This window comes from Chryseobacterium oranimense (genome assembly GCF_900129755.1).
GTDB classification, from domain to species: Bacteria; Bacteroidota; Bacteroidia; order Flavobacteriales; family Weeksellaceae; genus Chryseobacterium; species Chryseobacterium oranimense.
In genome coordinates, this window is the sequence record NZ_FQWT01000001.1 from 991,963 (window position 1) to 1,013,784 (window position 21,822).

At 37.4% G+C, this 21,822-nt stretch carries 25 protein-coding genes and 1 riboswitch; of the genes, 8 read left to right on the forward strand and 17 right to left on the reverse strand.

The features are described from left to right. Positions 1 to 307 precede the first annotated feature (307 nt). Positions 308 to 970, forward strand: coding sequence for a DUF2461 domain-containing protein (locus BUB03_RS04515; RefSeq protein WP_073060542.1), 663 nt, complete (start codon positions 308 to 310; stop codon positions 968 to 970). 150 nt (positions 971 to 1,120) lie between these two features. Here BUB03_RS04515 and BUB03_RS04520 read toward each other — a convergent pair whose 3' ends face one another. The 11 genes from BUB03_RS04520 to BUB03_RS04570 form a co-directional block, all read right to left on the reverse strand. Continuing rightward, entirely contained in the window at positions 1,121 to 2,179 is a 1,059-nt protein-coding gene (locus BUB03_RS04520; protein ID WP_073060545.1) for a diphosphomevalonate decarboxylase, read from the reverse strand. A 55-nt stretch (positions 2,180 to 2,234) separates the two neighbouring features. Then, a complete protein-coding gene (locus tag BUB03_RS04525; protein ID WP_040998742.1) occupies positions 2,235 to 4,004 on the reverse strand; it encodes an AMP-dependent synthetase/ligase in 1,770 nt (589 codons plus the stop codon). After that, positions 4,001 to 5,014, reverse strand: a complete 1,014-nt coding sequence (locus BUB03_RS04530; protein WP_073060548.1) for an NAD-dependent epimerase/dehydratase family protein — start codon at positions 5,012 to 5,014, stop codon at positions 4,001 to 4,003. Before BUB03_RS04530 ends, BUB03_RS04525 begins: the two co-directional genes overlap by 4 nt. Positions 5,015 to 5,379: 365 nt before the next feature. Then, entirely contained in the window at positions 5,380 to 6,384 is a 1,005-nt protein-coding gene (locus BUB03_RS04535) for an MvdD family ATP-grasp ribosomal peptide maturase (protein WP_073060551.1), read from the reverse strand. Further along, entirely contained in the window at positions 6,381 to 7,334 is a 954-nt protein-coding gene (locus tag BUB03_RS04540; RefSeq protein WP_073060554.1) for an MvdC/MvdD family ATP grasp protein, read from the reverse strand. The genes BUB03_RS04535 and BUB03_RS04540 overlap by 4 nt, the downstream gene beginning before the upstream one ends. Before the next feature lie 89 nt (positions 7,335 to 7,423). Beyond that, positions 7,424 to 7,657, reverse strand: a complete 234-nt coding sequence (locus tag BUB03_RS04545; protein WP_040998737.1) for a microviridin/marinostatin family tricyclic proteinase inhibitor — start codon at positions 7,655 to 7,657, stop codon at positions 7,424 to 7,426. 53 nt (positions 7,658 to 7,710) lie between these two features. Further along, entirely contained in the window at positions 7,711 to 7,947 is a 237-nt protein-coding gene (locus tag BUB03_RS04550; protein WP_073060556.1) for a microviridin/marinostatin family tricyclic proteinase inhibitor, read from the reverse strand. Positions 7,948 to 7,981: 34 nt separating this feature from the next. Then, complete coding sequence (locus BUB03_RS04555; RefSeq protein ID WP_040998734.1) at positions 7,982 to 8,227, reverse strand: microviridin/marinostatin family tricyclic proteinase inhibitor; 246 nt, start codon at positions 8,225 to 8,227, stop codon at positions 7,982 to 7,984. 117 nt (positions 8,228 to 8,344) lie between these two features. After that, positions 8,345 to 9,124: an alpha/beta fold hydrolase gene (locus BUB03_RS04560; RefSeq protein ID WP_073060559.1), complete on the reverse strand. Its 780-nt coding sequence runs from the start codon at positions 9,122 to 9,124 to the stop codon at positions 8,345 to 8,347. A 111-nt stretch (positions 9,125 to 9,235) separates the two neighbouring features. Then, the gene (locus tag BUB03_RS04565; protein ID WP_040998730.1) at positions 9,236 to 9,955 is read right to left on the reverse strand and encodes a pyridoxine 5'-phosphate synthase; all 720 of its coding nucleotides are present in this window, start codon (positions 9,953 to 9,955) and stop codon (positions 9,236 to 9,238) included. A 121-nt stretch (positions 9,956 to 10,076) separates the two neighbouring features. Continuing rightward, the gene (locus BUB03_RS04570) at positions 10,077 to 11,345 is read right to left on the reverse strand and encodes a mechanosensitive ion channel family protein (RefSeq protein WP_073060562.1); all 1,269 of its coding nucleotides are present in this window, start codon (positions 11,343 to 11,345) and stop codon (positions 10,077 to 10,079) included. Between the two features lie 120 nt (positions 11,346 to 11,465). Here BUB03_RS04570 and BUB03_RS04575 point away from each other — a divergent pair, with 120 nt between their 5' ends. Together BUB03_RS04575 and BUB03_RS04580 are read left to right on the forward strand one after the other, a co-directional pair. Continuing rightward, a complete protein-coding gene (locus BUB03_RS04575; protein WP_073060565.1) occupies positions 11,466 to 11,957 on the forward strand; it encodes a DUF456 domain-containing protein in 492 nt (163 codons plus the stop codon). A gap of 128 nt (positions 11,958 to 12,085) precedes the next feature. Beyond that, positions 12,086 to 12,595 (forward strand): hypothetical protein, encoded by a 510-nt coding sequence (locus tag BUB03_RS04580; protein WP_073060568.1) that lies wholly within the window; start codon positions 12,086 to 12,088, stop codon positions 12,593 to 12,595. Here BUB03_RS04580 and BUB03_RS04585 read toward each other — a convergent pair. The 4 genes from BUB03_RS04585 to BUB03_RS04600 form a co-directional block, all read right to left on the reverse strand. Further along, a complete protein-coding gene (locus tag BUB03_RS04585; protein WP_073060571.1) occupies positions 12,582 to 13,223 on the reverse strand; it encodes a uracil-DNA glycosylase in 642 nt (213 codons plus the stop codon). The two genes, BUB03_RS04580 and BUB03_RS04585, sit on opposite strands and share 14 nt — an antisense overlap. Before the next feature lie 7 nt (positions 13,224 to 13,230). Then, positions 13,231 to 13,755, reverse strand: a complete 525-nt coding sequence (locus BUB03_RS04590) for a hypothetical protein (protein WP_040998725.1) — start codon at positions 13,753 to 13,755, stop codon at positions 13,231 to 13,233. 84 nt (positions 13,756 to 13,839) lie between these two features. Continuing rightward, entirely contained in the window at positions 13,840 to 14,340 is a 501-nt protein-coding gene (locus tag BUB03_RS04595; RefSeq protein WP_073060573.1) for a GNAT family N-acetyltransferase, read from the reverse strand. Further along, a complete protein-coding gene (locus BUB03_RS04600; RefSeq protein ID WP_073060576.1) occupies positions 14,333 to 14,860 on the reverse strand; it encodes a hypothetical protein in 528 nt (175 codons plus the stop codon). Before BUB03_RS04600 ends, BUB03_RS04595 begins: the two co-directional genes overlap by 8 nt. 83 nt (positions 14,861 to 14,943) lie before the next feature. On the opposite strand from BUB03_RS04600, the gene BUB03_RS04605 reads away from it, so the two are divergent. From BUB03_RS04605 to BUB03_RS04620, 4 genes are all read left to right on the forward strand, one after another. After that, positions 14,944 to 17,091: an endonuclease MutS2 gene (locus BUB03_RS04605; RefSeq protein WP_073060579.1), complete on the forward strand. Its 2,148-nt coding sequence runs from the start codon at positions 14,944 to 14,946 to the stop codon at positions 17,089 to 17,091. Positions 17,092 to 17,480: 389 nt separating this feature from the next. Continuing rightward, positions 17,481 to 18,143, forward strand: coding sequence for an ATP-binding cassette domain-containing protein (locus BUB03_RS04610; protein ID WP_073060582.1), 663 nt, complete (start codon positions 17,481 to 17,483; stop codon positions 18,141 to 18,143). A gap of 172 nt (positions 18,144 to 18,315) precedes the next feature. Continuing rightward, positions 18,316 to 19,113 carry a hypothetical protein gene (locus BUB03_RS04615; RefSeq protein ID WP_073060585.1) on the forward strand — a complete coding sequence of 266 codons (798 nt, stop codon included), beginning with the start codon at positions 18,316 to 18,318 and terminating at the stop codon, positions 19,111 to 19,113. Positions 19,114 to 19,166: 53 nt separating this feature from the next. Next, positions 19,167 to 19,346, forward strand: a riboswitch (cobalamin riboswitch). Positions 19,347 to 19,463: 117 nt separating this feature from the next. Next, entirely contained in the window at positions 19,464 to 19,847 is a 384-nt protein-coding gene (locus BUB03_RS04620; protein ID WP_040998710.1) for an acyl-CoA thioesterase, read from the forward strand. 70 nt (positions 19,848 to 19,917) lie between these two features. Here the strand turns inward: BUB03_RS04620 and BUB03_RS04625 are convergent, their stop codons facing one another. Continuing rightward, a complete protein-coding gene (locus tag BUB03_RS04625) occupies positions 19,918 to 20,508 on the reverse strand; it encodes an HD domain-containing protein (RefSeq protein ID WP_040998708.1) in 591 nt (196 codons plus the stop codon). Between the two features lie 2 nt (positions 20,509 to 20,510). After that, positions 20,511 to 21,194 (reverse strand): XAC2610-related protein, encoded by a 684-nt coding sequence (locus tag BUB03_RS04630; RefSeq protein ID WP_040998705.1) that lies wholly within the window; start codon positions 21,192 to 21,194, stop codon positions 20,511 to 20,513. 298 nt (positions 21,195 to 21,492) lie between these two features. Here BUB03_RS04630 and BUB03_RS04635 point away from each other — a divergent pair, with 298 nt between their 5' ends. Continuing rightward, entirely contained in the window at positions 21,493 to 21,822 is a 330-nt protein-coding gene (locus tag BUB03_RS04635; RefSeq protein ID WP_040998703.1) for a PadR family transcriptional regulator, read from the forward strand.

The following is a 21,822-nucleotide window of genomic DNA, read 5'->3' on the forward strand; positions in this document are numbered from 1 at the left end:
TAAATTGGATTGATTTTTTCGGTATTATTTATGAATTTTCAAAAATAACATGATTCAACATAAAATTTTTATTTTAAAACGTCACATGTTTTAACCGGGTTCATCCCTTACTATCACTAGATTTAACAGCCATTCATTAATCCGGAAGCTGTGTATCATAAACGGTGTGTCTTTAAGGTATTTAACTCTCAAAAATTCTTTCTAAATTTTTAATACATTCGTTATATTGTATAATTTTGGTCAGCCTAAGTTTATTTTTTAACTTGGTTAAATAAATAAACAACACACCTTATTAAATTTTAAAAACATGAATAGCATCAAGCCGGAAACCCTGAAATTTCTACAAAATCTTACTGTCAACAACAACCGTGACTGGTTTAATGAAAACAAATCCGCTTATACGGAAGCCCAGGAAAATGTTATTACTTTCCTTGACGGCCTGATCAAAGAAATGTCCGGTTTTGATGAGGAACTGGGGAAAATCGACGGCAAAAAATCATTGTTCAGAATTTACAGAGACACACGGTTTTCAAAAGACAAATCACCCTATAAAACTAATTTTGGCGCCTCCCTGGGAATGGGTAAAGGCAGTCAGAAAGGTGGCTATTATCTTCATCTGGAACCTGGGAAATCTTTCCTGGCGGGTGGTATTTATATGCCGGAATCTTCGGTCCTGAAAGAAGTAAGAAAGGAAATTTCTTTATACAGCGAGGATTTTCTTAAAATTATTAATCAGAAAGACTTTAAAAAACATTTTCCAGAGCTTGACCAGGATGATAAACTGAAAAAAATTCCCCAGGGATTTGAAAAGGAAGATCCAATGGGAGAATATCTGAAACTCAAGAATTTCATTGTAGTATATCCCCTGAAAGATGAAGAAATCCTGGACAAAAATGCTATAAAAAACTTAACGAAAATCTTTAAACTGATGAAACCGTTTAATGATTTCCTGAATGCTCCTTTTCAGTAAAACATTCAATATTTTGAACTAAAAGATCATTGCAGAAGTTTTTCTTAAACTGACTTTTTAACTTGAAGTTCAAAAAGAATCTGCGTGATCTGCGAGCGAAAAAACTCTCGCAGATTTAGCAGATCACGCAGATGTTTGTGTCATATTTTTTTAAAACCTCATTACATCCTTCACTACTCCATTTTTCTGAGTGTGTTGCAGCAATTCGGTTTCGATGAATGCTTTGATCTTATCTTCGGTTCCGTTGTTGGGGAACAGAAGATGAACGTTGGCACCGGCGTCCAGCGTGAAGAACAACGGCAGGCCAGTTTCTTTTCTAAAATCCCAGATTTTATTGATTACCTCCAGTGTTCCGGTTTTCATCAGAATAAAGGCAGGATCACTCATCATCATCATGGCATGAAGGGTAAGTGCCTCATGTTCTACCAATTTGATAAATTCTTCCAGGTTGCCGTTTTTAAGAATTCCCTTCATGGGAACAAAGTTTTCTCTTGCTTCCTGAAATCTTCTTTCCGCATACGGATTGGTATTCATCAGGCCATGCCCTACGGTTGAGGATACACTTTTCTGGCCTTCATGAATTAATAAAACCCAGTCATTAAAGTTTTTAAATATTTCATGAATTTCATTATCGGGGTATTTCACAGCAAACAGATCTGAGCTTCCTTGTACCTCATCCGACTCTCCCCACACTACAAGCCCGTTATACAAACTTCTGCAGGCACTTCCACTGCCCAATCTGGCCAGAAATGAGGCTTTTCTTAATGATTCTTCCTCAGATGATTTTCCTGAAAAAGTTTCATCCAGCTTCATCAGGCACTTTGCAATGGCTCCAAATCCGGAAGCAGAACTTGCAATCCCGGAACTGTGCGGAAAGGTATTTTCTGTTCTGATGATATATTTTCCTTTCAATATCCACGGAAGGTATTGTTCAATATTTTTAAAGTATTTTTCTATTTTTTCAGCAAATTTCGTTTCTTCATTGCCCGCCAGGAAAGTTTGCACAGAAAAGGCTTCATTGGCAAAAAACTCTATGGACGTATTGGTTTTGCAATGATTTAAAGTAAAACTGATGCTTGGGTTTGCAGGGATCTGATCAGCATATTTGCCCCAATATTTAATCAGGGCGATATTGGAAGGACAGCTTTCTGAAACTGTCTGATTATTGATGGTGAAATTTTGTTTTCCCAGAAATTCTTGTGTTGTCATAATCTGATTTAAAATAAAAAACGGTACATCTGTCGTAAGGCATTAAGGTCTGTGTTTAATACATACTCTCAATAATATCCGCATATTTTTTAAGAACCACATTTCTCTTGACTTTCAGTGTCGGAGTTATTTCTCCGGTATTGATATCAAACTCTGCAGGCATTAGTGTAAATTTTTTCACTTTTTCATAATCTGCAAGATGCACCTGTAATTCTTTAATTTTTTCTTTATACAAAGCAATAACTTTCTCGTCCTTCACTGCTTCTTCCCAGCTGGTAAAAGGAATATTATTTTTTTTGATAAAATCCTGCAGAAATTCAAAATTCGGAACGATAAGCGCGGAAACAAACTGTCTTCCCTCTGCCACCAGCATGATCTGCTGGATAAAGTTATTATTGGTAAGAAGGTTCTCGATCTGCTGTGGTGCCACATACTTCCCGTTGGAGGTTTTCATCAAATCTTTGATCCTGTCCGTGATAATCAGGTTGCCTTTATCATCGAATTTTCCGGCATCTCCGGTTTTAAACCATCCGTCTTCTGTAAAGACTTTCTGTGTTTCTTCAGGCTTGTTGTAATATCCTTTCATAATGCCGTTTCCTTTAGCCTGGATCTCATCACCTTCACCAATACGGATTTCTACACCTGGTAAAGGTTTTCCGCTGGTTCCATGCTCAAAATGGGTCAATGGGAAAAGGGTCAGTGTAGCGGTTGTTTCAGTCAGTCCGTATCCTACTGTGATGTGAATTCCCACTGAATCAAAGAATTTGGTGACTTCCGGCGAAAGCGATGCTCCTCCACAAGGTAAAAACCACAGCCTGCCGCCCATTCTCTCTTTAATTTTACTGAAAACCAGCATATCTGCAACGGATTCCTTCAGTTTCAATCCAAAAGGAACCGGTTTTTCATTTCTTCTCAGCTCTGCAGTCTGCCAGCCTGTTGCCAGCGCCCAATCGAAGATCTTTTTCTTCAGTGAAGAGCCTTCTTCGGCTTTCTCGAGAACTCCGGCATATACTTTCTGAAAAAATCTCGGCACAGCACACATTGTGGTAGGCTTTACTTCCTCCAGAGCCTTTGCAATATTTTTAGGATCTTCCAGGAAATATACTCTTGCACCGCCATACAGGCAAAGCAGGCTCCAGCTTCTTTCAAAAACATGGCTTAATGGAAGAAAGGCCAGCGACAGTTCTTCTTCAAAGTTTTTAAATTTAAAAAACTCAAAATGGGAATCGAAAGCTTTGATGAAATTCCCATGAGTAAGCATAACGCCTTTAGGAGTTCCCGTTGTTCCTGAAGTATAGATCAGGGTAGCTGTATCGTCATATTCTTTTTTACAGATTTCCAGCTTGGGGGATGATTTTGCAATAAAATCCTCAAGGTAAAAACTGTTGAATTCTTTTTTAATCCAAACCGATTTTTTAGAAACAATAATGGTTTCCAACTCGTTTTCTTCTTTCTGTAAGATCTCCAGACAGGCATCATACTGTTCCTGGCTGCCGACAAGCACAGCTTTTGCTGAAGAATCACTGATGATATATTCTGCCTGTTCTGCATTATTCGTAGAATATACAGGTACAGTAACGGCACCAATGGCCATTGAAGCAAGATCAACGGTCATCCATTCGGAAGAGTTATCCGAGTAGATGGCTACTTTATCATTTTCCTGAATTCCTGCATTTTTCAGTGCATTAGCTGTTTTAAAAACGATCTCACCGAATTTTTTCCAGCTCAGCTCTTTCCATACTTCATCTTTCTTTTTAAAGCCTATTGCTGATTTTACCGGATGTTTTTCTACATTTTTAAGGATAATTGCTGCTGCAAGATTCATGAATTCAGCTTTTTGTCGTTAATATAATTTTTAAGATGAAAATCAACACTTTCCTTTACAGGAATAAACTGATAATCAAGCTCTTTTTTAATTTTCTGATTGGAAATGGTATTGAGCGATGATATGGCTTCAATATTTGATTTTGTAATGATTCTCAGCTTTGGAATCAGCCAGCCTAAAAGAATATTGGCTAACCGTCCCAGGTTCAGTTGAGATTTTGTAAGGATTTTTGCTTCTTTCAGTCCAAGCTGAGACCTGATCTGTTTTCCGAGCTCTGCATATTTCTGATTTTCGGAAATAAGAATAAAACGTTCCCCGAAAGCATTTTTTTCCATCAGCTGAATGGCAATCCGGGCTGCATCTCGGACGTCTACATAACTGGTTCCACCGGAAAAAGTAAAGCCATTATTTTCAAAAGTGGGAAATATATCGCCACTGCTTTGACCCCAGTTTCCGCTTCCGATGATCATTCCGGGATTCACGATAATGGTATTCATCCCTTCCGCAGAGGCTCTCCACACCTCCATTTCTGCAAGATGTTTAGAAATGGCATAAGCAGAATGCTCTTCTTTGGGATTAAACTCTGAATTTTCGTCTAATTCTCCTTTTTCATTAAAAATATCCAAAACAGCAATACTACTCACATGAAGAAATTTTTTCACTCCCGAACCCTCACAGGCAAACAGTAAATTTTCTGTACCTTTTACATTGGTATGGTACATTTCTTTTTCGTCTTTAGGATGGAAACCTACTTTTGCGGCACAGTGATACACCTCATCCACATCTTTTAACGCCTCCTGAAGAGCATCAATATCATCAAAATCTACATCTACCCAATTGATCTTATTAAAAAAATCATCAGGATTATCTGTATAGAAGCTGTAAGAATGCCTTACATCGTTTAAATTGCTGCCCGGTCTTTTGGAGGCACGAACGTTTTTCCCTTTTTTCAGAAGTTCCAAAACAATCACCCTTCCCAGGATTCCGGTTGCACCCGTTACAAAAATCATTAATTATGTACTTGATTGCTGACTAAAATATAACAATATTTCCTATCCGGCAATTCTTCATTTTTCCAGTAAAGTTTATGAAAAACCGCGTATGCAAATTTGCGATTTTTAAAGCAGAATTCCACTTTATTTAACCAATATTATCATTTTACAGGGAAAATCATTAAGCATTTTTTGGAAAATAAAGATTTCAATCGACAGATATTTGTCGGATCATAATTCCCCTCCCCTGGAGGGGTGGCGAAATTCATAGAATTTTTGACGGGGTGGTTAAGCACAACCCCACACCGCTACTAAACACAAAAAAAGGCACAAAAGCTAAATACCAACCTTTTGTGCCTTTTATATTTAAATTGTATTTCTATTTAAGCCATAACCATATTGTTTCTTCTCGGAGCCTTATCACAAAGAACATCCGCAATACTCTTGGAGATCTGATTTTCTTCCGTCAGATTATCCAGCCAGAAAAACTCACCTGCAGCATTGATCTCAATGAAATAATATTCATCTTCAGGGGAAACAATGATGTCTATAGCGCCATAATCCACATTGTATACATCTAAAAGTTCCAGAAGCTTCGATTCAACATCTGCCGGAAGTTCTGTTCTCACCCATTTTGTAAGCAGGTTTACCCCGTCTTTTCTCCAATCGACTTTCGCATCCTCGGACTGTTGGGAATCTATTTCAAAAGCATAAACATCCCTTCCTACAATGGTAACGCGAAGTTCTTTTTTCTTTTCAATTTTTTTCTGAAACTGCATTGGGCAATACACCAACGAGTCCAATTCCTCCAGCTTGTCTTCGTTGACGACATTGGTAAAGACCACACTTTCCACTCCGTCTTCATAAATCGCAAAACCGGTCTGCATTTTAGCGATCACATTCTGATGTTTAAGGATGAACTGCCTTGCTTCTTCCGGATTGTTCGTCAGACAGGTTTCAGGAATCTTAAGTCCTAATTTAACTGCAATTTTAAGCTGCTCTTCTTTACTATCCAGCCTTCTGTAAATGCCGGGTTTCCCCAATGCATAAGCATCCACAGATTCTATAAATCCGAAAAGCGTATTGCGGATCTCCCCCATTGCAGCACCATAGAATTTTTTATCCATTTCTTCTTTTACTCCGCTTCCGATATTATAGGCTCTCCTGTACCATACGGCAGCAATATCATCCAGACGGTATTTTGCCTCTTTTGTTTCAAGAACACTGATCCACTCTCCATCCTGATATACTGTTGAAAGTTTATTTTGTATCGGGTACAGGTCCACATCGAAACGGATGACCTCGCAGCCATTTTTTTCTATATATTCCGTTACTTTTTCAATTGAAAAGTTATCTGCTGTATGCGTAATGATTAATATTTTATTCATGGGTTATTGATTCTTTTTATAAGGTTATCGGCGATTTTTTCTGCGATGGGAAATCCCAGCTCTTTCTGCAGCATTCCCCATTCTCCCTGCGGGTTTACTTCCAGGAAATAATATTCCCCGTCTTTTCCTCTGATCATATCTATTGCTCCTATATAAAGCCCCATTTCCTCCATCATGGAAGCAAGACCGGCTTTGATATTTTCCGGCAGTTCATAGGCTGACCAGACATAGTTTCCCTGTGCCAGTCTCCAGTCTGCATTTTCACTGTTATTGATCTTTCCGGTAAAAAACTCTCCGGCAATATAAACAATCCTCAATTCATATTCTTTGTCAATATAGGGCTGAAAGATCATCGGACAATATGTAATATCCGCAATATGCTCCAGGGTATCTTCTTCAATGATCATTGTTGAAATAAGATTCTCCCCGCTCATAGTTTTTGCAGTCAGGCTGTGCAGTTTTGCCACTGCCTTTCCATTACAGAACTTATGAAAAAAGGCTGTGATCTTTTCTTCATCATTGGAGAAAATAGTTTCAGGAACAGTTAATTGATGTTCTTTGGCGGTTTTCAGCTGAAGCATTTTATTTCCATCAATTTTTCTTTCATTTTCATAAGGATTGATCCATGGAATATTTTCTAAAACAGTAATAAGGTTATAACGGAGGTTAGCGTAACCGCTGAGGAATATTTTTTTGTAATCTTCATCCAGTTCTTCAGGAACGGGGATTCCCCAGGCTTTTCTGTGCCATACTCCTTTGATATCTTTTGAATGAATGGTATTTCCGGATTCATCGGTCAGTTCAAATGAATCTTCATTCACACTGATCTTCTGGAGGTGATTCATGCGGTCAGAATTCAGCCTGAAGTACGGAATATTTTTAGAGGCCAGATATTCAAAAAAAAGATCAATATTGTAAAAATCTTGGGAATGGGTAATACAGAGAATCATTTGCCGGTTTTTATTAAAAAAGGAAACTTAATGGTAAGTTTCCTTTGGGTATGTGATGATTGTATTAATACGATTAGTATTTCATTTTTTTAATCCAGTGGAATAGTTGGTGCATCATCATCTCCGTCAGACGGATATTTCAGCGTGTGCATCATATCATCTTTAGGGGAAGTTACCACATCAACAGATGGCTTGGTGATGGAATCTTTTAAAGTGTCGGTGATAATCCCTGTGTCTCCTCCTTTAATGGTTTCAGGATCTTTAAGCTGCTTTTCCAGGAATGACGCAAAGAACGGCTTCTTTTTTGAATTCTTGTCTTTCATAATAATTTAGTTTTGGTTGAAAATATACTTGTAATTGTGTATTCTGTAGAAATTTAAACCACGTCATCATCACCGTCTGAAGGATACTTCATTGTTACCAAAAGATCTTTGCTCGGATGGGTAACATGATCAAAAATCTGTGCGGTAACGTTATCAATAGAAGGTGCGGTAACGACGTCATTATCTGTGTTTGAAATAATGCCGCCTCCCTGAATGGTTTCCGGATCTTTAACCTGCTTCTCCAGGAATGAGGCAAAAAACGGCTTCTTTTTTGAATTTTCGTCTTTCATAATCTTGAGTTTGGTTATTGTTTTTTATTCCGGTTTAAAGAATATCTAATTCTCCAGACTCATCACTGTCAGACGGATACTTCATGGTTACCACCTGATCCTTTAACGGCGTTGTAGCATTGTCGAGAAACGGTGATGTTGTAACATTATCCCTTTCAGGTATAGTAACAATATCTGTAGTAGGTGTAGTAACTGCCCCACCCTGAATTTTTTCAGGATCGCTGATTTGTTTTTCTAAAAATGAAGCGAAGAACGGTTTTTTTGAATTTTTCTTTTCCATAAGTTATTATATTTAGTTTTTATATAAAACTAAAGTACAAAAAATTTCAACACACAGGGAAATAATATTTTTATTTTAAGAAAAATTTAACTAAATCAATAAAAAGACGGAAATAAATTAATCCAAATTCAAAAACTCTTTGACAACTTTCGCAAAATCTACCGGATTTTCAGCCTGAACCCAATGCCCGGCGTTTTTAACCGTCACTATTTTAGCTTTTGGAAACTGCTGTTTGATTCCGTATTCATCCTGCGGAAGAATATAATTTGATTTTTCTCCTGCAATGAATAAGGATTCGCCTTCAAAAACCCCAAATTTAACGGCATTGGAAACAAATTCGTTATATTTTTCAGATAAGGTTTTGAGATTAAATCTCCAGTTCAGCTTTTTGTTGTCATCCCAATACAGATTCTTTGCTAAAAACTGGATGGTAGATTTTTCAGGAATATACTGGCTCAATACAGCTTCTACTTCGCCTCTTGAGTTTACAGTATTGAAATCTACAGTCTCAAGGGCTTTGATAATTCCCTGGTGATGCGGTGGATAGGCTTTTGGTGAAATGTCTACCACAATGAGTTTTTCTACCCTTTCAGGATATTTCAGGACAAACTGCATGACTGCTTTTCCGCCTAGAGAATGGCCCAGGACATGCGCTTTCTGAATCCCATAATGATCCATATAGCGGGCAATGTCATCAGCCAGATCGTCATGCGACATACTTTCGGAATGAAAACTTCTTCCGTGATTTCTAAGGTCGATCAGATGTACGGGAAGGTATTCACCAAGGTCTTTCCCGAAACTTCCCCAGTTATCCAGCATTCCAAATAGTCCGTGAAATACAAGAAGCGGCGTTACCGTAAGGTTTTCGCCAAATATTTTTGAGTTTAAGATGTCCATTTTTTTGATTTAGAAATTAGAAGTTAGGGGTTAGAAATTAGGGATTAGGGATTAGGGATTAATTAAATAAATTTTTATTATTAGTTTCTAATCTCTAATTTCCAACTTCTTTTACCACACTGCCAGTCTTTTCAGATATGCCTGAACCGTATTTTCAAGCCCCATATACAGTGCTTCAGAAATCAAAGCATGTCCTATGGAAACTTCCAGAAGATTCGGAATATGATCAGCAAAATATTTTAAGTTTTCAAGGCTTAAATCGTGTCCGGCATTGATTCCCAGGCCAAACTCCGTTGCTGCCAGTGCCGTTTCATAATAAGGTTTTATAGCCTGTTCTTTGTTCGTAAGGTAATTTTTTGCGTAAGCTTCAGTATACAGCTCTATTCTGTCGGCTCCGGATTTTGCAGCATATTCTACAAGTTCCGGCAAAGGATCAAGAAAAACAGAGGTACGGATTCCTGCATTCTTAAATTCTGCAATAATTTCTGTCAGGAAATCCAAATGCTTTTTAGTATCCCAGCCTGCATTGGATGTAATAGCATCGTCTGCATCAGGAACCAGCGTTACCTGCTCCGGCTTTACCTCGAGAACCATATCAATAAAAGAGCGGTGAGGGTTTCCTTCAATGTTGAATTCAGTGGTAACCAAAGGTTTCAGATCGTACACATCTTTCCTTGTGATGTGTCTTTCATCAGGTCTTGGGTGGATGGTGATTCCCTGTGCACCAAATTCCTGTATTTTCACTGCCGCTTCTGTTACACTTGGTGTTTCGCCTCCTCTTGCATTTCTTATCGTCGCAATTTTATTAATGTTTACGCTTAGTTTTGTCATTTTTTTATTGAGATGTTAGATAATAAGGATGGAAGTTCGAATTCAATCATTCCATACCGGACTTTTGTTTCCTTAATTATCATAATTTAATTAATTTTAAAGATCTGATGAGTGGGTTTCATCAGACTTTTACACTTATCTGCATAACCTGAAGATCAAATTCCTTGGAAGCAACCAGCAAATGGTCAAAAATATCTGCCTGAATCTGTTCGAAATGCTCCCACTTGGAATCATTCGAGAAGCAGTACACTTCCAACGGAAGCCCCTGCGGAGTAATGTCCAGCTGGCGGACCATTTTTGCTCCCTTCTGATCTATATCAGGATCATTTTCTATATATTTCTGTGCATAATACCTGAAAACTCCGATATTGGTAAGCTGTCTTCCGTTGATGGTTTTATCATTATGCTGCAGATTTTGTTTTTCCCTTTCAATTTCCTTTGTTTTCTCTTCCAGATAATCTGAAATCAGGTTGATTTCTTTCAGCCTCTCAATATCTTCTTCATTCAAAAATTTAAAAGAATTGATATTGAAATAAATAGATTTCTTGATCCTTCTGGTATTGGATTCAGACATCACCTGAAGGTTTTTAATTTCCGTGGTCAGGAGGTCATAAGTAGGAATGGTTGAAACTGTTTTATCGAAATTGGTGATCTTCGTGGTCAGAAGGCTTATATCAGTAATATTTCCTTCAATGCTGTATTTTGGAATACTTACCCAGTCCCCTACTTTGAGGTTTTTAGAAGTTGCTACATGGATCCCGGTGACAAAACCTAAAATGGTATCCCTGAAAACAAGAACCAAAACAGCAGTAATGGCTCCCAAACTTCCCACAATAGTTGTTCCTTTGATTCCGAATATTACGCAGAGCCCTACCACCGAAAAAATAAAGATTCCCAGGATCTTGACGGTTTCTGAAATGGCATTCAGTGCCATGATCTTATAAAAATCCTGCTTTATGGTGAAGAAATACCTGAAGCCCGTTAATGACCTGTAAAGCATACCTGCCAGAATCATAACCAAACCTAAATTGATAGATCTGTTAATAAAAATATTGGTTTTAGGAAGTGCTGTGGCAGGGAATATGGAAGGATGGACGGCTCCTACAACCAGAAGTGCTGCAAAATGAGCAACAGAATTAGAAATCTTAGACTGATAAACAGAGCGTATAACCGGATATTTTTCATCACTTTTAAAAAATCTGAAAACAAAATTAATAATGAATTTAAAAATAAAATCCACTACTAAAAACACGGCACACAAAAGCCCCAGCTTAACAATAATATGAACGACCCAATCCATACCGCCGGGTGTCACCTGACTGATATAAATATAAAGCTGATCGCTTATTTCCTGCAAAAAGCTTTTTGTATCCTGTATTTCGTCTTTCATTACAGCAAATTTATAAATAAAGAATGATGATGTAACTATTGACAATCAATTTTCATCCCAAATTTGAAAAAGACTCCTGCAAATTTTCTTTTTCCTATCTTGCATAGATAATTTTAAAGAATGGATACAGCCTTAATTAATATTCTCTGTCTTATTTTACTTGTTTTAGGAATACTTGGGACTTTCCTACCTGTACTTCCGGGACTTGTACTGAGTATCTGCGGTCTTCTGATCTATAAATTCGGGACAGATGCGGACCTGCCTATGATCTATATCTGGGCTTTTGTGATCCTGACACTTATCTCTGTAGTACTCAGCTATGTAATTCCTGCGAAAACGAACAGGAAATACGGAGGAACGCGCTGGGGAAGTATCGGGTCGATCATTGGGACCATTGTCGGAATTTTTATTCCTATTCCCTTGGGATTCCTGGTAGGAATGTTTGCAGGCGTATTTATCGGGGAACTTCTTCATGACAGCAAGGATATGAATAAAGCTCTGCAATCGACAAAAGGTGCATTTATCGGCTTCATTTACGGAACAGGTTTCAGTCTTGTGGTAGGTGTGGCAATGTTTTTGGTAGTAGTATTGAATATGCTTGGTATTATTTAAACAATATAGCATGAAAGTTTAGACGGATGCTGGAAAAGATGGATGGAATTTAATGCAGGATGCCAGATTTCCGGCATTGCAATTTGACAGATTAATTATAAATAAATTCACATCAAAAAAAGAAAAATATGTTTCATAAAGCCATTATATTAAGTTTGGGAATGCTGACCTTAGCCGGCTGCAATGCCCAAAAGAAAACAAAAACCCCTGAAATAAAAGCAGGAACAGCTTCCGATATGAAAAACACCAAGGCTTCAGAAAAAGAAGGTATCATTTATTTTAACCAGGGAGAAAATAAATTTCTTCCAAAATATCAAATGAATGTAACATTCAAAGGGATTTCCGAAGACAGCCGCTGTCCTGAAGGGGTCAACTGCATCTGGGCAGGCGTTGCCATAGCACAGGTAGAAGTAATGAGCACTACTTCCAGACCTGTCACTTTAAACCTTGCCACGATGGATAATACCGGAAGAAATTACCACAAATCCGAAGGATTCAATGGATATACCATTTCACTGGAAGAGGTAAGCCCATTCCCGAAATCTGACGGAGGGGCAAAAGCTTTGGAAGGAAAATATAGAATAGGAATCAAATTCACCAAAACCGGAGCAACAAGATCCGAAACTACCAGGAAATAGGTTTCTTTCCTTTTGAAATAAGGTACTCGTTAATTTTCGAGAAGGGTTTGCTTCCGTAAAAACCTCTATACACAGAAAAAGGTGACGGGTGCGCTGATTTTAAGATAAAATGCTTGGCCGGATCAATGAGTTCGGCTTTTTTTTGTGCAAAAGCTCCCCAAAGAACGAAAACAACATTTTCTTTTTTATCTGAAATTTCTTTGATGATAAAATCTGTGAATTTTTCCCATCCTAAATCCTTGTGGGAATTGGGTGAATGGGCACGTACCGTTAAAGTGGCATTCAGCAGTAAAACGCCCTGCCTGCCCCAGTCGTCCAGTTCTTTGGAAGTTCTTTCAATGCCAAGGTCATCTTTTAATTCTGTAAAGATATTTTTAAGGGAAGGCGGCGCCGCTACCTGTTCTGAAACGGAAAAACACAAACCATTGGCCTGATAATCATTGTGATAAGGGTCCTGCCCAAGGATCACCACCTCAACATCTTCAAAGGGAGTAATTTCCAACGCTCTGAATATCTGATTTTTTGGCGGAAAAACTTTGGTTGTTGCATATTCCTGCTTTACTTTTTCCCAAAGGTTTTTAAAATATTCCGTATTTTTTATCGGGGCTAAAACTTCTGTCCAGGTCATTTTTTATCTATTTATTACAATATTCGTACACTCTGTCTTTGGCTAAAACAATATGGTTGATGGCTGCCATCTGGTAATCAAGATGTACCTGTCTTGAAGCTACAATTCCGCTGTTTTTACCTTCCAGCTGATGATCAATCATCCCTACCGGCCGCGAATAATTTTTATTGATTATAAAAAGTGTAGCATTCTGATCATCGCTAAGCTCAGTTTCATCATATTTTACATAGTCTCCTTTGACATATTTTTCATTACAGTCGATACTGTTAATATCAAAATCAACAACTTGCTGGTACTGCTTAAAGGGCGCAGGCTGAACGGGAAGATTACAGACAATCATATGATTATCTTTATCGTACGTACCTTTTTCCACTCCAAAATACTCGTCCATATCTTCATCTTTTACGTCCATATAGATTTTGAAAACAGCCTGATTACTCATGATATTATTTCCATTGTACCAGGTGAAAACCTGAAGAACAACAAAGAAAACTGCGGCCAATGCCACAATACCTATTACAACTTTTTTCATGGTTAGTCTGATAAAAAATCAAATATAAAATTAAATATCTGCAATATCAAATTTCGCCTGTCTCTGGCTGTAAAGTTTAATGGTTTAAATTCTCAAACTGAAAACAATATTATCAGGAAAGTCTTCATCTTTTCTCTCCTCTTCCAAAACAAAATGATGCTTCAGCAGAAGATTTTTCGAGCTTTCATTAGACTTGTGAGTCATTGCCACTACTTCCTGAAGATGCAGTTCATTAAATCCGAATTCTAAAACCGCTTCTAAGGCTTCCGACATGATGCCTTTTCTGTGGTAATCAGGTAAGAGCTCATACCCTACTTCGGCAGTTTTCCTGTCTTCAGAAAAGTTCCAGAGGCAGATCGTTCCGATAAGATTAGGCTGATCTTTTAGAGAAATTCCCAAATAAATGGTTTGGTTATTTTGAGTCCTTTCCTTAATGGTTAAGATAAACTGAAGCGCATCATAATTGTTTTTGGGTGGATTTCTCGCCAAAAACTGGTTGATGACTTCATTACTGCGAATCCTCAGGATATCTTCAACATCGGTTTCATTGATGTTTTTTAAAATTAAGCGTTCGGTTTTAATCATTTTTATAATGTGACATTTGATATTCTATTTTCTCAGGCGAATGATATTTTTCTTTATAGGATTTCCCTGCATTGTAGCTTTCCTGATTAAAACAGCTTATGACAGCCTCAATTAAAGCTCTTCCATAAGTATTTTTCCGGAAACTGTCAATAATGTGAAAACCTGCAAAAGTTATTTCAAAAATAAAATTTAAATGTTTCCCTTTAAGTGCTGAAATATAAGAAGCAATAAAATCAGCATAATCTTTTATTTCTTCAAGATGAAGATGGTAAAGTTCTTTTGGAAATATATTTTCATCTACTTTCCAATCAATATTTGAACAGTAATCAGACGGAAATCCTTTATTTATTTTATTCTTATAATTTTCTAATTCATAAAGATTCAGCTCAATGAAACCATAGCGATCGTGTGCTCTCCATTTCTGCATACCATGGCGCTTTTCTAAGTTCCAGTCAATTATTTCGCTATTTATTACCAATAATTTTTCTGAATTATAAATTTTCCTATCAATTCTTTCCATCTAATTCTAGAATGTTTCGGGGTCAAAATTTGTAAATATCTCAAATATACATAATAATCACATTTTCTCACTAAATTTGCAATGTGTATATAAATAAAGAAGATTTAAACGAATTAGAGTTTCCGCAATTGCTCGCGGAGATCTCTCCATTTGCGTATTCTCCGAAAACGAGAGAAAAAATTCTTCAACTTCGTCCCATGGAAATTGACGAGGCGGAACTTTCCCTGAAAAAAACGTCGGAATATCTTTCGAGTTTTGAGAGTTCAAATGCAATTCCGTTCGATGAATACGAAGATATCGAAAGTGAGCTGAAATTAATGCTGATCGAGAATTACCGTCTGGAAAACAGTGCTTTCATCAAAATAAAAACCTTAACTGAACAGATAGGAAAGCTTCAGAAGTTTTTCCCAACCATGCCCGACACTTTTCCTAACCTGATAAAAGATGTTTCTGAGCTGGAATTCAAAAAAGAGATTATTGATAAGATAGATAAGGTCTTTAACCGTTTTGGGGAAGTAAAAAGTGATGCTTCTCCTGCTCTGAAGGAGCTTCGTTCTGAAATTCAGGTGGCTAAAAAAGCCATTCAGGAGAATTTCAACCGTGCTCTTTTCAATTACGGGCAAAGTGAATTTCTGGATGATATTCGGGAAACGATTATTGAGGATCAAAGGGTTTTAGCAGTAAAATCCGGATTCAAGAAAAGGGTGGCCGGAAGGGTCCTTGGAATTTCAAAAACCGGCTCTATTACTTACATCCAGCCGGACAGTGTGGTAAAACATTACTTCAAGCTTCGTGAAAATGAAGAGGAAGAGAAAAAAGAGATCGACAAGATCTTAAGAAAGCTTACTGCTGAACTGGCAGAGTTTCAACCCCAGCTGTGGAGATACCAGGTCTATATTTTTGACCTTGACCTTACGAGGGCAAAAGCAAAATTTGCTGAAATGGTTAACGGAATCCTTCCCAAGATCAACCGTCACAGAACATTAAAGCTTAAAGACGCATTCCATCCGCTGTTATGGCTGAGAAATAAGGCAGAAAATAAGACTATCTTCCCACAAACTCTGAGTTTAACGGATCAAAACAGAATCATCTGTATTTCCGGACCGAATGCAGGAGGAAAATCTATCACCCTGAAAACCGTTGGACTGCTTCAGCTGATGATCCAGAGCGGAATTCTGGTACCGGTACATCCAAGATCTGAAATGTTCTTTTTTGAAAAGATCATGACGGATATCGGTGACAACCAGTCGATTGAAAACCATCTTTCAACTTATTCTTCTAGACTGAAGAAAATGGCCGGAATTATCCGAGAAGCTGATGGCAATACCCTGCTTCTTATTGATGAATTTGGTACGGGATCTGATCCCGAGCTTGGTGGTGCGCTGGCGGAAAGTTTCATGGAATATTTCTATGATAAAAAGAGCTTTGCGATCATTACCACACACTATACAAACATCAAGCTTGTGATAGAACAGCTTCCGCATGCTGAAAATGCAGCGATGCTTTTTGATGAAGAAACACTGGAGCCCATGTACAAACTGGAAGTGGGACAGGCAGGAAGCTCATTTACTTTTGAAGTGGCCGAGAAAAACAGAATTCCAAGGTTTATCATCCATGCTGCGAAAAAGAAGGTGGAACACGACATTGTGAACCTGGACAAAACCATTGTAAAACTTCAGCAGGAAAAATTCGAGGTTGAAAAACTGAAAACTGATCTTGCTGAAAGAAAGGAGTCCGTAGAAGACAAACGGGATAATCTTCAGAAGCTGAACGAGCAGCTGCAGCAGAAACTTTTCAATTTCCAGAAACTGTATGAAGAGGAACACCGTAAGCTTCAGTTCGGGAACAAAATTGAAACCTTCATCGACAGTTATGTGAAAGGAAAATCGAGAAAAGATGTGGTGAAAGATTTTGTGAAACTTCTTGAACAGGAGAAATTCAGGAAAATAGGTGCTGATAAAGATGAATCAAAACGTCTTCAGGTGGTAAAAAGAAAAATTACGCAGCAGCTGAAAAAGGAAGAAGTGATCGAAAAGATTGCCGAAACCAATGAAAAACTGGAAGAAAAACGCAAAACCGACCGTGCCGTCTGGATGAAAGAAGGTCAGCGCGTACGTATTGCAGGAAGCACCAGCGTAGGAACCATTGAAAAAATTTCAAAAAATAAAGTGATCGTGAATTACGGAACTTTCAAGACGACGATCAATGCGGATGAGCTGGAAAGGATCTAATTATTTGCAATTTTATAGTTTTTAAACTAAAAAATAGTGCTGAAAACATCAGCGCTATTTTTATTTTCATGAAACATTAATTATACAACCGGAATTTTATTTTTATTTTTGATTTATGGGTAAAAATTTATCGGTTCTGTGGATTTTTTACAGGAAGCTAATCATTCCTGCTGTTTTATTTTCACTTTTGATCTCTTTCTTAAGTCAGTTCAGTATTGAAAATTTTGGACTATGTTTTTTCCTGATTTTTCCACTTCTTCATTTCTTTATTTATGATATAAGGCTTAAAAGTGAATATTATTTTATGCTCATTTCGGTTTCTCAAAACTTTTTTTGTGGGTGGTCACTTTGTCGTTAGGTTTAATTATTAAAATCATGACCAAATTTTTATGAACAGGCTTCATGTTGACAGTATTACCAAATCCTTTGGCCAGAGAAAAATCTTGCAGGATGTCTATTTAAGTTGTGAAACAGGAAAAATATCGGCACTTTTTGGTTCATCCGGCAATGGAAAATCTACGCTGCTGGAAATTATTTTCGGAACTGTAAAAGGAGATACACAGTTTATTAAGTTTAATGATTCCATTCTTAAAAATCAGTCTGACAGAAAAAACAAAATTGCCTATCTGCCGCAACGGTCCTCCTTTCTTCCCAAAGAATGCAGCATACGAAAGCTTATCCCTTTATTCTGCACCCAAGAAAATACAGAACTTCTATGTGGTTTAAAAATGATGCAGCCATTTCTGGATAAAACTTCCAGAAATCTTTCAGGTGGCGAGAAAAGAATTGTTGAAACATTGATCATTATTTATTGCGATTCCGCATTTATTCTTCTGGATGAGCCTTTCAGCGGTGTTTCTCCAAAAGCCGTAGAGGAATTGAAATTAATCATTAAATCCCAATCGAAAAATAAAGGAATCATTATCTCTGATCATAATTATAGTGTAATTTTAGATATGGCTGATGATATTTACCTTCTGTCCGGAACTTATCTGAGGAAGATAAAAGATGTTAAAGAGCTGCAGCAGTTTCATTATCTTCCCAAAAGCTGAAACCGTTTAAAATATTTTAAAAATTGCCTGCGAAATAATTCAGACGAAGTTCCTGATGAAGAATTTCATACAATTTTCAGGAAATATTGATAATTTTAATCAAATCCCTTTATATTTTACAGATCAAAAAAGCATTTAATTTATATATTTGAAGGATCAAAAATTTCATAGAATGATTTCCGTAAACAAAGCATTGTACTTATCCGCTTTCAGTCTATTTTCCTTATCATTTGTGAAAGGACAGAATAAAGTTCCTTTCGGCGTTGTAAAAGCTGAAGAGGGCTACGCCAATGTGCGTGTTCATAAGGACGACTACAGAAAAATTGTAGACAAGATCCGGATGCGTAAAGGGGATGTATTTGTTTATGTAAAACCTGCACCGGGAGAAACGGAATGGATATGGATCAAATATCCTGAAAAGCAGGATGAAGAAAAGCCTTTTGTAAGATACGAGAATCTTGATAAGGAAGGAATGGTCAACAAGGGACGTGTTGCCTTCATCGATCAGCTTCCTCAGTTTACGCCTTCAAAATCTAAAAACGGGAAATCACTTATCTTCACAGACAACAGCAATCCAAAAATCCCGACTGCCCAAAGAACGAAGGTTGTTATCGATATTTATCCTTCCAATGCCGGTTACAGAAAGCAGGAAAAAGATGCGGACGGAAAAATTCTTACCATCGATAAAATAAAGCCGTGGGGAATTAAAGATGCGCTTCCTGAAGGAATGACGGAAATTAAATCCATCAGGGTTCAGCAACCGGGAAGAGGTTCTGTTTTTGTAAGAGAAGCCATTAAAAATATGTTCCAGCCCACCATGGATTTCAACAATATCGGCGTAACTGCCCTTGACAATGACCATATCTATCTTTACATGATCAATGGTTCCGGTGAAAACAGGTATACCACACTCTGGACGATCAAGGAAGGCAAGGTTATGAGCCAGATTATTTACAATAGTCCGGAATAATTGCCATTTTTTTCTGTAATATTCTTATTTTTGCCCTGAAAAAGTTTTAACGCTAATTCATCACAGAAACTGGTTCTGCTTAACGCAGATTAAAAGGGAACCGTGTGAGAATCACGGACTGTCGCGCAACTGTAAGTAACTTAAGTCTTTATCAAAGGATCCACTGTGCAGGGCACGGGAAGGAGATAAAAGATGTTACAAGTCAGGAGACCTGCCTATTTCTTTAAACAAGAAACTTTCGCGATCTGAAGTTTATTGATCTGATGGACTGTTTTCAGGGATTCCTTTGATTCCTGTATCTGCTCTGTTATTTTAATAATATTTCATTTCGCATTAATTAATAATGAAATATGACTACAGAAGAAAGAATTGCAGCATCCGAAACCAGAATTTTTAAAGCGGTTTTCCCGAATACCACCAACCACTACGATACTCTTTTCGGAGGTACAGCCATGCAGCTGATGGATGAAGTTGCTTTTATCACCGCAACACGTTTTGCAAGAAAAAGAGTGGTAACCGTAAGCAGCGATAAGATCGATTTCAAAAAACCTATTCCTGCCGGAACAATTGTTGAGCTGATCGGAAAGGTTGCCTATGTGGGAAAAACCAGTATGAAAGTGAATGTTGAGATCTATACGGAACAGATGTACTCTTATGAAAGAGAAAGAGCTATTGTAGGCGATTTTACGTTTGTAGCCATTGATGAATTTAAAAAGCCGATCAGGATCATGTAATGATGATTATAAAAAAAAGTTTTCGGGCGGCCTGCGGCCGCCCGAAACTTTTTTTAACTTTATCAGAGGTCTATCTGATCACTTTTTCTGTCTCCAGACTTCTACTCAGCAACATTTCAAAGGCCTCTCCCATTTCATCTGATGCTCTTGTGATGGCATTTTCAAGCATATTTCTGATCTGTTTTTCGGTAACACCAGCTTCCGTCCAGCTTTTCCCTGAAGTATGGGAATTCAGGATAAAGGGCATAATACGGTCAATAGAACAGGCAAAAATAGCATCAGGGGTCTTTTCTTCCTCAAATTCAAGCCAAAGCTCAAAAAATTCAGTACGTAAAGGCTCGTCCAGGATTCCAAAAATTTTCTGGGCTGAAACTTTCTCTCTCTCGAATTTTCCTACCATTGCTTTTTCATCGAAAAGAAAAGTATCACCCGCCTCTATTTCCACCAGATCATGAATGGAAAGCATTCTTATAACCCGTAAAAGATCAATATCTACACGGTTTTTGGCGTATGGATAAAGAATCTGAGCCAGAATAATGATCTGCCATGAGTGTTCGGCCGTATTTTCCCTTCTGGAATCGTCGGCATTATAATTTCTTCTTTGTACGTTTTTCAGGGCATCCACTGCCAGGATAAAATCGATTTCCTTCTGTATCTTCATTGTTAATTTTTGTAATATTCGTTAATGGGATAGGTTTTAATATTCTTTGTCCATTGATCGTTGATGAATTCTTTTTTGGTCACCTTTACTGTTTCGCCTCCGGTTGCATCTTCTTCCAGCTCATATACTTTAAACAATCCCCGTTGCGGAACTACCGTATATTCCGTTGTGAGGTGCCAGCAGCAGCCTGATTTAGAATAGGTAATCAGTCTTTTTCTCTCAGAATCCGTATTGAACATTCCCAGGTTTTCGTGGGCCAAAGCAGTTAATTCGTCACTCGGAACAAATTGCTTTTTCGTAATATTAAATACATAAACGTCATAAGAAGGACCTCCATAGCCGCTTTCATTTCCGTTTCTGATGGCTACATCTTCTGTTCCGTCAAAATTGAAATCATCAAAAATCAGCGGACTTTGTTCGTTGTATAACTGAATGATATTCGCAGTAGGCTTCTGATCCTCGTTCAAATAGAAGTTTAAATTGTCTGAAGTTAGGGTCTGGAATTTTCCGGAAGTCTTTTTATCCCAAAGCTCAACGGTTGATTTTCCACTGCATTCATTGTTTTCGCAGGTTTCCACATTGATTTTTACATTGTAATTCTTGGAGGCATCTTTTAACTCAAACTGATTCTGAGCCAAATAAAAGTTTCCGAAAAGGATAATAGGCAATATTATTTTGTGATTCATCTGAGTTGTGCTTGTTTTAAATAATTTCACTGAATTCTTTCTGTAAAATCTTTCTCAAAAGTACAAAAAATTAAAATCTCAAAGCCGATTTTAACTGATTTCAAATTCATGACAAATTGCAACTAAAATTTATACAACTGAATATCAATAAGTTAATGTAAAATTCAAAATAATTTCACTACTTTGTATTGCATAATACCATTTTATTTACATATCTTTGTAATGTAAAATCGGAATAGGTTTATCTAGCTAGGAACATTATTCTGAAAATATAACTAATTAACAAAACTTATTAAAGATGAATACTGAAAATACCAAAGCGCAAATGCGTAAAGGAATTCTGGAATTCTGTATTTTAAGTCTCATCAATCATCGTGAAATGTATGTTTCCGACCTTATCGATGAACTTAAAAAAGGAAAACTGGATGTAGTGGAAGGAACCCTCTATCCTCTCCTTACAAGACTGAAAAATGGCGAGTTCCTTTCCTACAGATGGGAAGAGTCTACCGGAGGACCACCAAGAAAATATTACCAGATCACAGAAAAAGGAAAACTCTTCTTGGACGAACTTCAAAATACCTGGGCAGAACTGACAGATTCAGTAAACCAAATCACACAAAAAAATTAA